Below are 11,551 nucleotides of genomic sequence, written 5' to 3' on the forward strand. Positions count from 1 at the left end.
ACAACAGCAGACTCAACGTCCGTCCTGCGGACGCGAGGGTCATCCGGAAGGTTCGCACGTGGGGGCCTCCGGGCCGATACGACGCCGTGTCTTCGGGGCACGGCGGAGGGTGGGGAGGCCGCCGAGGTGCCCCGCGGCGGCCGGTGACATGTACAGTTGCACATGTCACCTGGCACCGAAAGACCCCGTGCTCAAGTCAACTGCCGGTCATAACCCTCCGGTCGGCCCCCGCCGCTCAGGCCGCCAGCCGCCCCGCCAGCTCCGGCAGGTCCGCGACGAACCACAGCTGCAGGCCGCGGTTGCTCTCCCGGACGAAGTCGCGCAGCGCCTCCGACCCCGCGACGTGCGCCGCGACGTCCCCCACCACCGCGAGCCCCGTCCGGTACTGCGCGAACTTCTGCACCACCGCCCCCGCGACCCCGCTGCGCAGCCGGAAGAACTCCGCCCCCAGCCGCTGCACCGGCACCGCCACCCAGGACGCCCCCTGGTGGTACGCGTCGCCCAGCAGGTCCAGCGCCTGGCGCTCCCCCGCCACCGCCTCCCCCTCGGCGGCCACCACCATCACCAGCACCCCGCCCAGCTCCTGCACACCGGTCACTTCAGGCCCCCCGTCAGGTCGTCGACCAACGCCAGCACCTCGGACACCCGCCGCGGCGGGCCCATCACCACGAACCGCAACGCGCTCCGCTCCTCCTCCCGCACCGCCTGCACCCACAGCGGCCGCGGCCCGCCCGACCAGGCCGACGCCGCCGCCAGCACCCCCGTCACCAGCCGGTCCGCCTCCCGCGCACCCACCCCGTCCACCTGCACCACCGCCGAGACGTCCGCCCGGGCCGGCCCCGCCGACACCCCGCCCCCGGTGAACGCCTCCACCTCCGCCCGGGCGATCCGGTACTGCTTCCCGATCCGCACCGCCTTGAGCTTCCCGTCCCGCACGTACCCGCGCACGGTCTTCACGTGCAGCCCGAGCAGCTCCGCCACGTCCTCGACAGAATAGAAATCGTTCACTCCTCATCCTTCCCTAACACTCCCCACCTTACAGCTCAACGAAGAGCGATACGCCCTGACACGCCATCCTTGCCCCCGTGCCCTCCCCTCCCCCGCTCCGGCTCCGCGCGCCGTCGGGGGCGCGAGGAACTGCGCGCCCGACCATCCACCGCCCCGCAGCCGCCGCCCCGCCCTGCCCCGCCCCCGAAAAACCCTTTGCGCCGCGTCCGCCCCCGCGCCTAAGGTGTTCCCGTCCCGCCGCGCCCTGCGCGCTCGCGGGCCCGACGAGAGGAGGTGTGGACCGATGGTTGCCGCTGTGACGCGGCGCGCTTTCGTGTGCGCGCCATCCGCCTCCCCCCGTCTTCGCCCCACCGGCTGACCGCGCGACATCCCGCGCCCCGGTGGGCCACTCCCCAGGAGCCACCGCAGTGCGCGAGCGCTTTGCCGACAGCGATTCCTTCTCCCGCATCCGCCCCAAGGGCGCTTCCCGTCGCGGCCGCCGGGCCGACCGCTTCGACGACTCCCAGCCCGAGTACGACTACTTCGCCTCCACCGGGTTCGACCTCGGCGCCGACGCCGAGCCCGAGGAGCAGCAGTACGCCGCCCCCGTGACCGACGGCCCCGCCACGGGCGACCGCTGGTCGACGTGGGACCAGTCCACCCCGACCGAGAAGGGCCCCGAGCCGCGCCCCGACTGGGTCGTCACCGAACTCGCGGCCGTCGACACCGAGCTGGGCATCGTGAAGACCGGCAAGGAGGCGGACGTCTTCCTGCTGGAGCGCGCCGTCCCCGGCACCTCCCGCCGCACCCTGATGGCCGCCAAGCGGTACCGGGACGCCCAGCACCGGATGTTCCACCGCGACTCCGGTTACCTGGAGGGCCGCCAGCACAAGGAGTCCCGGGTCACCCGGGCGATGGCCAAGCGCACCGCCTTCGGCAAGGAGGCGATCGCCGGCCAGTGGGCGGCGGCCGAGTTCGCCGCGCTGTGCCGGCTCTGGTCGGCGGGCGTCGCCGTGCCGTACCCGGTGCAGATCACCGGCACCGAGATCCTGATGGAGTTCGTCGGCGACGAGAACGGCACGGCCGCCCCCCGGCTGGCCCAACTGCGCGCCGAGGAGGCCGACATCGACGACCTGTGGGCGCAGCTGGGCCGCAGCCTCGCCCTGCTGGCCTACGACGGCTACGCGCACGGCGACCTCTCGGCCTACAACATCCTGGTGCACCGCGGCCGCCTGGTGATCATCGACGTCCCGCAGATCGTCGACGTGGTGGCCAACCCCCGCGGCCTCTCCTTCCTGGAGCGGGACGTGCGCAACGTCGGCGCCTGGTTCGTCTCCCGCGGCCTCCCGCCCGAGAGCGTCGAGGCCCTGGTCGACTCCCTCGCCACCGACGCCCGCCTCCGCCGCTGACCCACCGGCCCGCCCCGGCCCGGCCGTCCCCTGACCTCCCCTCACCCCGCCCGCACCGCAGGCCAGTTGCTTCACGCAACGGTGTAGAGTCACCGCGGTCGGGCGGGGTGCGGGGGCGGCACCGGCTTCCCTCCGCGCGCCCGGGCAGCGAGAATCACTGCTGACAGGTCGTACACCATGCTCGGGGGATGCGGGACATGTGGGGTCGGGGGACGGTACTCGGGGGCCGGTACGCCCTCGCCGAGCGGCTCGGCAGCGGCGCGATGGGCGAGGTCTGGCGCGCCGAGGACAGGGTGCTGGGGCGACAGGTCGCGGTGAAGATCGTGCTCCCGGCCCTGATGGAGGACGAGGTCTTCGCCGCCCGCTTCCGCCGCGAGGCGACGGTGCTGGCCGCGATGAACCACCGGGGCGTGGTGCACATCCACGACTACGGCGAGGACGACACCGAGCCGGACGCGAGGACCGCGTACATCGTGATGCAGCTGCTGTCGGGCAAGCCGCTCGACCGGGCCCGCGGCGGCAGGGCCCTCCCGCCCGACCGCGCGCTGGACGTCGCCGCCCAGGTGCTGGACGCGCTGCACGCCGCGCACCAGCAGGGCATCGTGCACCGGGACATCAAACCGTCCAACCTGATGATCGACGAGGACGGCCGGGTCACCGTCACCGACTTCGGCATCGCCCGCACCCTCGCCGACAGCCGGATCACCACCTCCCACGCGGTGATCGGCACCGCCCTGTACATGGCCCCGGAACGCGCCGAGGGCAAGGACGCCTCGGCCGCCTCCGACCTCTACTCGGTCGGCGTGGTGCTGTTCGAACTCCTCTCCGGCGCCGTGCCGTTCACCGGTGGGACGCCGCTCGAAGTGGTGCTCAAGCACGTCCGCGAGCCGGTGCCCGAGCTCCCGGCGGAGGTGCCCGCCCCGGTGCGGGCGGTGGTCGCCAAGGCGCTCGCCAAGGAGCCCGGCGACCGCTACCCGGACGCGGCGGCGATGGCCGTCGCCGCCCGGCAGGCGATGTCCACCCCGGCCGGGCTCGGCACGGTGCTCGCCCTCCCCGAAGCCGTCGAGGCCGCGCCCGTCGTCCCCGCCCCCGCGGTCGCGGCAGCCCCCGCGGCACCGGCGCCGGTGCCCGTCCCCGCCATCGAGCCCACCCCCGCCGGGAAGGACCGGCGCGCCGGGCGCCGTCGGCTGGCGCTCCTGGTCCTGCCCGTGGTGCTGGTCACCGGCGGCGGGGTGACGGCCCAGCAGTTCCACCTGCTGCCCTGGCAGCACGACGGCAGCCACACCACCGCCGGCTCCACCACCCAGTCCCCCGGCGCCCCCGCCACCGGGTCCTCCCCGTCCGGCGCCTCCCCCGCCCCCTCCGGCACCGAACAGGCCGCCCCCACCCCGCCCGCCTCCTCCGCCCCCGCCGCCGACCCGAACGGCAACCCCGTCCCGCCGGGCACCGACCCCCAACAGGCCACCGGCCCCGGCGGCACGGGCACCGGCACCGGCACCGGCACCGGCACCGGCACCGGCGGCAACGTCGGAGGCAGCGGCAGCAACAGCGGCAGCGGTTCGGGCAGCGGCTCCGGCAGCGGCGGCACCAACAGCTCCGGCGGCGCCGGCACCCCCAACCCGCCCAAGCAGACCACCGCCGCCCCCACCACCCCGTCCGGCCCGGCCCCCGGCTGCGGCGGCACCGGCTGGGGCCGCCTGGTCAACACCGGCAGCGGACGGACCCTCGGCCTCGGCTCCGACGCCGTCAGCGCGGGCGTCCCCGTGGTCTCCGGCGGCCACACCTCCTACGGCTGGATCAGGTCCGCCTCCAACGGCGTGACCACCTTCACCGCCTGCAAGGCCGACAGCGGCATCAGCCTGGGCGCCCGCTACGCGGGCAGCCCCAACATCGCCGAACTCGCGGGCTCCAGCTCCTTCGGCGACATGACCAGCTGGTACCCGGTCGACGCCGGTTCCGGGAACTTCCAGCTCAAGTTCGGCTACGGCCCCCAGAGCTGCCTGACCGACCACGGCAGCGGCAACACCCTCACCGTCGACACCTGCACCGCGGGCGACCGGTCCCAGCTCTTCCGCTTCTCCTGACCCCCGGCGACCGCCCCGCCGAATCCCCCACCCCCGTGGGGCAGTTGTCGCCCGCCCGGGGCAGAATGCGGGCATGGCCGAACAGTACTTCTCCGCCTTCGCGGTGGACGCCGCCGCCCTGCTCCGCCTGCCCGGCTCGGGCGAGCGGGTGCTCCCCGGCGTGGCGCCCTCCGCCGCGCTCGCCGAGTTGCTCTCCGGCCGGCTCCGCGCCGACGCGGACTCGCGCTACACCGCGCTGCTGCCCGCGCTGGCCGGCGCCCTCGGCACGCCGCTGGGCGCGGTCTCCGTCCCCGGTCGGCGCTGGGACGAGCTGACCGAGGTCTTCACCTCGCTCGAACTGCCCGCCCTGACCGCGCTGTGGTCCCGCCCGTGGCGCTTCCCGGCCGACGCGACCCACGACTGGCCGTGGCCGTACCCGACGCTGGCGGCCCGCACCGACACCGCCGACCTGCTGGTCGAACTGGCGGCGCTGGCCTCGGAGTCGATCCACGAGCAGGACGTCGAGGCGCTGGACGAGGACGATCTGGAGGAGGCGTCCTGGTTCCTCACCGAGCACCTGCCGGTCTGGACGTCCCGGGCGCACGCCCTCGGCCTGGACCTGCTCCTGGTCCGCGACGGCAGCCGGTAGCGGCCGACGGCACCCGGTGGCGCCCCTCGCCCCCGGCTCAGGACACCACGTCCTTCGCCGCGAACCCGCGGAACGCCAGCGCCAGCAGCACCACCGCGTACGACAGCGACAGCACCACGCCCTGCACCATGCCGCCCCACTCCAACTGCGGCTGCAGCGCGTCCGCCCAGGCGTACTGCCAGTGCGCGGGCAGCCACTCGCGCAGCGAGCCGAGGGCGGTGACGGCGTCGAGCACGCCGGTGACGATGGAGGCGAAGACCGCGCCGCCGACCGCACCGAGCGGGGCGTCCGTCGCGGTGGAGAGCCAGAACGCCAGCGCGCCGACGACGATCTCGGCGAGGAACACGTACAGCACGGCGATCCCGAGCCGGGGCAGCGCCTCGGCGGCGCCCAGGCTGGCCCCGGTGGGGAGCTTCAGGTCGCCCCAGCCGTACGCGGCGGTGCCGACCACCAGGCCGACCGCGGGCAGCAGGACCACCGCGGCGGCCGAGAACGCCATCGCGACGGTGAACTTCCGCACCAGCAACCGGGCCCGGGGCACCGGCGCGGCCAGCAGGTAGCGCAGCGAGGACCAGCTGGCCTCGGAGGCCACCGTGTCGCCGGAGAACAGCGCGACCGGGATGACCAGCAGGAAGCCGGTGCCGACGAACAGCATGGTGGTGGCGAAGTTGACGCCGGAGGAGGTGGCCAGCTCGATGAAGGTGGTCCGGTTCTCCCGCCCGGGCGTGCCGCCGAGCTGGAACGCCGCCAGCAGGACGAGCGGCAGCACGGCCAGCACCCCGCCGACCACCAGCGTGCGGCGGCGGCGCAGTTGGCGCAGCGCCTCGACCCGCAGCGGCAGCGTCCGGCCGGGCCGGTAGCCGGGTGCGGCGGTCTCCCCCGCGGGGCTGTGCACCGTGCTCATGCCGCTCCTCCGATCAGGGACAGGAAAGCGTCCTCCAGCCGTCGCTGCGGGCCGATCCCGGCCACCGGCACGCCCAGGCGCACCAGTTCGGCGGTCAGCCGGCTCGCGGGCAGCCCGTCCAGGGTGACCAGCAGCCCACCGTCCACGGCGGTGGCCGAGGCGACGCCGTCCAGCTCCGCGAGCTTCCCGGCGACCGCGTCGAGCGCCCCGCCCTCGAAGCCCCTCCCCTCCTCCACCGTCACCAGCAACTGCCGCCCCGCCCCGGTGATCTCCGCGGTCGGCCCGGCGACGACCAGCCGCCCGCGCTCCATCACGACCAGGTGGGTGCAGGACTGCTCGACCTCGGCGAGCAGGTGGCTGGAGACGATGACGGTGCGCCCGGTCGCGGCGTACCGGACCATCACCTCCCGCATCTCGCGGATCTGCGGCGGGTCGAGCCCGTTGGTGGGTTCGTCGAGGATCAGCAGCTCGGGCAGGCCGAGCATGGCCTGGGCGATGGCCAGGCGCTGCCGCATGCCCTGCGAGTAGGTGCGGACGGCGCGCTCCAGGGCCTCGCCCAGGCCCGCGATCTCCAGGGCCTCGGCGAAGTGGGCGTCCTCGACGGGGCGTCCGGTGGCGGCCCAGTACGACTCCAGGTTGGCCCGGCCGGTCAGGTGCGGCAGGAAGCCCGCGCCCTCGACGAAGGCGCCGACCCGGGAGAGCACCGGCGCGCCCGGCCGGATCGCGTGTCCGAAGACCCGGACCTCGCCCGCGTCGGGGCGGATCAGGCCCATCAGCATCCGCAGCGTGGTGGTCTTGCCCGCGCCGTTGGGGCCGAGCAGGCCGAGTACCTGCCCGCCCTCGACCCGGAACGACAGGTCGCGCACCGCGTACCGGTCCGCGGAGCCCCTGTACCTCTTGGCCAGCCCGGTGATCTGCAGCGGCACCCCGGCGAGCTCCGGGTCGGGCGCCGGGGTGGCGTCCCGCCGCCGCCGGGCGAACACCAGCAGCGCGGCGAGGCCCACCGCGACCAGCGGCAGCACCCAGGTGCGGTCCGGCACCGGCGCGGCCTCGGTGCGCAGTTCGGTGACGGTCGGCACGGTCAGCGGCCCGTCCACCGAGACGGTGTACGCGGCGGCCTGCGCGGGCGAGGCGTACGCGAGGTCGGTGGCGGCCAGCACCAGCCGCAGCCGGTGCCCGGCCGGGAACCGGTGCTCGACGGCGGGCAGCGTGATCCGCACCGTCCGCCCGCCGGGCGCGTCCGCGCCGGTCACCCGCAGCGGCGCGACCAGCTGCTGCGGCAGGGTCTGCTTGCCGTCGGGGGCGACGTCGTACAGCTTGGCGAACAGCACCGCCTCGGGCGCGTCCGCGGCGACCCGCACCGACGCGGTGGGGGCGCCGGTCAGGTCCAGCGCGGTGTCCAGCGGCGGCGAGTCGAAGGACGCGTACTGGCCGGGGAAGTCGAGCGACAGGCCCGCCCCGACCGCGGAGAGCTGCGACAGCGCGCCGATGCCCGGCAGCGTGGAGACGTTCGGCGGCGCCCCGCCGGGCGGGTTGGCGAACCGCTGCTCGCCACCGGCCAGTCGGACGCTGCGCTGCGCCGTGCCGCCCAGGCCGGGGTAGGCGTCGGCGTCGGCGCCGCGCAGCACCGCCTGGAAGCCGGTGGAGTCGACGCCGCCGGTGCGGGTGACCCGGAACGCGGGGCCGGTGTCGGCGCCGTTCCCCTTGAGGTAGTGGTCGAACCAGGCGGTGATCCGGGCGTCCGCGCGGGTGCTGGTCTCCTGGCCGCCGTCGTGCCCGGCGCCGAACCAGTCGACCGCGACGGGCGCGCCGTTCGCGGCGACGGCCCGGGCGATCCGGTCCCCCTGGTCGAGCGGGAACAGCGAGTCCTGCTGGCCCTGGACGACGAGCGTCGGCACCTTGATCCGGTCCGCGACGGCGGCGGGGCTGGAGCGCTCCAGCAGCCGCACGGCGTCCGCGTCGGGCCGCCCGGCCGCCGCGACCCGGTTGTACATCTCGCACAGCTCGGCCCGGAACCGCCCGCAGCCCACCGGCCCCCGCCCCTCCCCCGCCGTCGGCGCGGCGGAGCCGCCCGCACCGAACGCCGCGGACGAACCGGTGGTGAAGAAGATCCCGGCCCAGAGCTTCTTGAACACCCCGTCGGCGGCCGAACCCCCCTGCGCGCCCTGCGGGAACAGCGCGTCCGCCAGGTCGAACCAGGTGATCTGCGGGGCGATCGCGTCGACCCGGCCGTCGTACCCGGCGGCCAGCAGCGACACCGCCCCGCCGTACGAGGCGCCGGTGACGCCCACCTTCGGGTCGCCGGGGGCGTCCAGCTGCACCTCGGGGCGCTGCGCCAGCCAGTCCACCAGCCGGGAGACGTCCGCGACCTCGCGCTCCGGCTGGTTCAGGCCGATCTGCCCGCCGGAGCGCCCGAAGCCGCGCGCCGACCAGGTCAGCACCGCGTACCCGTCCCGGGCCAGCTCCTCGGCGCGCGGGCGCAGGTCCTCCTTCGACCCGCCGAAGCCGTGCGCCAGCAGCACCGCGGGGCGCCGCCCGGAGCCGCCCGCGGTGAAGAACGAGGTGTCGATCCGGACGGTGCCGGTGCTGCCCGCGACCTCCGGCACGTCCAGGAAGCGGTCCTCCCGGTGCACCTGCGGCGGCTGCCCGGCCAGCGCGACCGCCCCGCCGCCGACCAGCAGCGCGACCGCCACTCCTCCGGCCAGCACCGCCCTGCGCCTGGTCCACCACCCGCGCCACGCCCCACCGAAGCCCATGGCAGGTGATCCTAACCGGGCGGCCGGTAAGGAAGCCGTCAGCCCGTCCCCCTCCCTGACGTCCGGCGCCCCGCCCGGGTTCCCGAACCCCCGCAATGCCCCGCGATAGGGTGCGAATCCCCCACTTCCGGACCAACTGCCCGAGGTGACCCGTGCTCTGGCCGCTCGCCAGCCTGCTCACCGCCGTCCTGGCCACCCTGTTCGCGGGCTGGCTGGTCGACCAGGTCCTCCAGCGCCTCGCCGCCCGCCACCCCGAGGCCCCGGTCTGGGCGCAGCTGCGCCGCTGCCGCGTCCCGCTCCAACTGGTGCTGCTGTCGGCCCTGTTGCTGGCCGCCCAGCCGGTGCGCCGGATCTTCCACAGCGACGACGACGCGATCCGCCACGGCGTGCTGCTGGTGCTGATCGGCTCGCTCGGCTGGCTGACCGTCCGGGTGCTGGCCGCCGGCGTCGACGCCGCCTTCAGCCGCTACCGGACGGTCACCGAGGACGCCTCCCGGATCCAGCGCGTCCGCACCCAACTGGGCCTGGTCCGCCGGGTCGGCTCCGCGGTGGTCGGGGTGGTCACCGTCGGCGCGCTGCTGCTGACCTTCGACGCCATGCGCACCGTCGGCGCCAGCCTGCTCGCCTCGGCCGGCATCATCGGCATCATCGCGGGCATCGCCGCCCAGTCCGCCCTCGGCAACTTCTTCGCGGGCCTGCAGATCGCCTTCAGCGACACCGTCCGCATCGGCGACACCGTCGTCGTGGACGGCCAGCAGGGCACCGTCGAGGAGATCACCCTCTCCTACCTGGTGCTGCGCCTGTGGGACGAGCGCCGCCTGGTCGTCCCGGTCTCCTACTTCGTCTCCAGGCCGTACGAGAACTGGACCCGCCGCGACCCGGGCCTGCTCGGCTGGCTGCTGCTGCACCTCGACCACCGCACCCCGGTCGACGCGCTGCGCGCCGAGCTGGCGCGCTACCTCGCGGGCAGCGAGCTGTGGGACGGCCGGGAGTGGTCCCTCGCCGTCAGCGACACCACCCCGTCCACCGTCGTGCTCCGCGCCACGATGACCGCCCGCGACCCGGACGCCACCGCCGCCCTCCGGCTCGCCGTCCGCGAGCACCTGCTGGCGTACCTGCGCGACCACCACCCCGAGTCCCTGCCGCGCGTGCGCACCGAATGAGCGCGACGCGCGGCGGGGCCCCGCTGCTACAGCACCCGCGTCATGGTCCGGTGCGGGATCCCGGCGTCGTCGTACACCGGCCCCTCGGCCGCGTACCCGAGCCGCTCGTAGAACCCGAGCGCCTGCACCTGCGCGTGCAGCTCCACCTCACGCGCCCCGTACTCGCGCCCCAACTCCTCGACCGCGCGCACCAGTTGCGCCCCGAGCCCGGTCCCGCGGGCGGTGGCGACCACGGCGAGCCGGCCCAGCAGCACCCGGCCCTCGGTGCCGCCGGTCATCGCCAGCGCCTCGGCGCCGTGGATCAGCCGGGCGGTGCCGAGCGCCGCCCCGTCCGGCCCGACGGCCAGCAGGTGCGCGGAGGTCGCGTCGTACTCGTCGTACTCCAGCTCCGGCGGCACCTGCTGCTCGACCACGAACACCTCGTGCCGGACACCGCGCGCCAGCGCCATGTCCGCGTCCCCCTCGACCACCCGGATCGAAGCCCCCATCTCAGCTCTCCCTCGCAATGACGTCCAGCGCGTGCTGGAGGTCATCAGGGTAAGCGGAGGTGAACTCGACCCAGCGCCCGTCCTCGGGGTGCTCGAAGCCCAGCGAGACGGCGTGCAGCCACTGCCGGGTCAACCCCAGCCGCTTGGCCAGCGTCGGGTCCGCGCCGTAGGTGAGGTCGCCGACGCAGGGGTGGCGCAGCGCGGACATGTGCACCCGGATCTGGTGGGTGCGGCCGGTCTCCAGCTTGATGTCCAGCAGGGACGCGGCCCGGTACGCCTCGATCAGGTCGTAGTGCGTGACGGAGGGCTTGCCGTCGCGGGTGACGGCCCACTTCCAGTCGCTGCTGGGGTGGCGGCCGATCGGCGCGTCCACGGTGCCGGACAGCGGGTCGGGGTGGCCCTGGACCAGCGCGTTGTACTTCTTCTCGGTGACCCGGTCGTGGAACTGCCGCTTCAGGTCGGTGTAGGCCCGCTCGGACTTGGCGACCACCATGATCCCGGAGGTGCCGACGTCCAGCCGGTGCACGACGCCCTGGCGCTCGGCGGCGCCGGAGGTGGAGATCCGGTAGCCGGCCGCGGCCAGGCCGCCGATCACGGTGGGGCCGGTCCAGCCGGGGCTGGGGTGCGCGGCCACGCCGACCGGCTTGTCGATCACGACCACGTGGTCGTCGTCGTGGATGATCCGCATGCCCTCGACGGCCTCGGCGACGACCTGCACCGGCGCGGCGGGGGCCGGGATCTCGACCTCCAGCCAGGACCCGGCGGTGACCCGGTCCGACTTCCCGGCGACCGCGCCGTCCAGGGTGACCTTCCCCTCGGCGGCGAGTTCGGCGGCCTTGGTGCGGGAGAACCCGAACATCCGGGCCAGGGCGGCGTCCAGCCGCTCGCCCTCCAGGCCGTCGGGTACGGGGAGGCTACGGGTCTGCGCTGCGATGCTCACCCACCCGAGTATGCCCGACCCGCACCGGCCCCCCGCCCCACCGGGGCCCGGCCCCCCGCCCCGCCGGGGCCTCCCGCGCCCCGCCCGGGAGCCCCCGCACCCCGCCCCGGGCGCCCCGCGGCCGCGCCCTAGCATCGGAGCCGCACCACCACACGACGGCCCGGTCGACGAGGACGGGGCCGGACCCGAGGG

10 protein-coding genes are annotated in these 11,551 nt (G+C 75.3%); 4 read left to right on the top strand and 6 right to left on the bottom strand.

Annotated features, from left to right (window positions below):
- Positions 1 to 235: 235 nt before the first annotated feature.
- On the bottom strand, positions 236 to 589 hold the full coding sequence (locus tag QSK52_RS14990; RefSeq protein ID WP_435053259.1) for a DUF4180 domain-containing protein: 354 nt from the start codon (positions 587 to 589) through the stop codon (positions 236 to 238).
- Between the two features lie 5 nt (positions 590 to 594).
- Positions 595 to 1,008 carry a helix-turn-helix domain-containing protein gene (locus tag QSK52_RS14995; protein ID WP_285736517.1) on the bottom strand — a complete coding sequence of 138 codons (414 nt, stop codon included), beginning with the start codon at positions 1,006 to 1,008 and terminating at the stop codon, positions 595 to 597.
- A 407-nt stretch (positions 1,009 to 1,415) separates the two neighbouring features.
- Here QSK52_RS14995 and QSK52_RS15000 point away from each other — a divergent pair, with 407 nt between their 5' ends.
- From QSK52_RS15000 to QSK52_RS15010, 3 genes are all read left to right on the top strand, one after another.
- Positions 1,416 to 2,396, top strand: a complete 981-nt coding sequence (locus QSK52_RS15000) for a serine protein kinase RIO (RefSeq protein ID WP_285736518.1) — start codon at positions 1,416 to 1,418, stop codon at positions 2,394 to 2,396.
- 188 nt (positions 2,397 to 2,584) lie between these two features.
- A complete protein-coding gene (locus QSK52_RS15005) occupies positions 2,585 to 4,480 on the top strand; it encodes a serine/threonine-protein kinase (protein WP_285736519.1) in 1,896 nt (631 codons plus the stop codon).
- 73 nt (positions 4,481 to 4,553) lie between these two features.
- On the top strand, positions 4,554 to 5,108 hold the full coding sequence (locus tag QSK52_RS15010; protein WP_285736520.1) for a hypothetical protein: 555 nt from the start codon (positions 4,554 to 4,556) through the stop codon (positions 5,106 to 5,108).
- 37 nt (positions 5,109 to 5,145) lie between these two features.
- Here the strand turns inward: QSK52_RS15010 and QSK52_RS15015 are convergent, their stop codons facing one another.
- Both QSK52_RS15015 and QSK52_RS15020 read right to left on the bottom strand, forming a co-directional pair.
- Positions 5,146 to 6,012: an ABC transporter permease gene (locus QSK52_RS15015; RefSeq protein ID WP_285736521.1), complete on the bottom strand. Its 867-nt coding sequence runs from the start codon at positions 6,010 to 6,012 to the stop codon at positions 5,146 to 5,148.
- On the bottom strand, positions 6,009 to 8,768 hold the full coding sequence (locus tag QSK52_RS15020; protein WP_285736522.1) for an alpha/beta fold hydrolase: 2,760 nt from the start codon (positions 8,766 to 8,768) through the stop codon (positions 6,009 to 6,011). Before QSK52_RS15020 ends, QSK52_RS15015 begins: the two co-directional genes overlap by 4 nt.
- 152 nt (positions 8,769 to 8,920) lie before the next feature.
- On the opposite strand from QSK52_RS15020, the gene QSK52_RS15025 reads away from it, so the two are divergent.
- On the top strand, positions 8,921 to 9,931 hold the full coding sequence (locus QSK52_RS15025; protein WP_285736523.1) for a mechanosensitive ion channel family protein: 1,011 nt from the start codon (positions 8,921 to 8,923) through the stop codon (positions 9,929 to 9,931).
- 26 nt (positions 9,932 to 9,957) lie between these two features.
- Here the strand turns inward: QSK52_RS15025 and QSK52_RS15030 are convergent, their stop codons facing one another.
- Both QSK52_RS15030 and QSK52_RS15035 read right to left on the bottom strand, forming a co-directional pair.
- Positions 9,958 to 10,419 (bottom strand): GNAT family N-acetyltransferase, encoded by a 462-nt coding sequence (locus QSK52_RS15030; protein WP_285736524.1) that lies wholly within the window; start codon positions 10,417 to 10,419, stop codon positions 9,958 to 9,960.
- A gap of 1 nt (position 10,420) precedes the next feature.
- The gene (locus tag QSK52_RS15035) at positions 10,421 to 11,359 is read right to left on the bottom strand and encodes an RluA family pseudouridine synthase (RefSeq protein WP_285736525.1); all 939 of its coding nucleotides are present in this window, start codon (positions 11,357 to 11,359) and stop codon (positions 10,421 to 10,423) included.
- Positions 11,360 to 11,551: the final 192 nt, after the last annotated feature.

It is taken from the genome of Kitasatospora phosalacinea (assembly GCF_030268885.1).
In the GTDB taxonomy this organism is placed as follows: Bacteria; Actinomycetota; Actinomycetes; order Streptomycetales; family Streptomycetaceae; genus Kitasatospora; species Kitasatospora phosalacinea_C.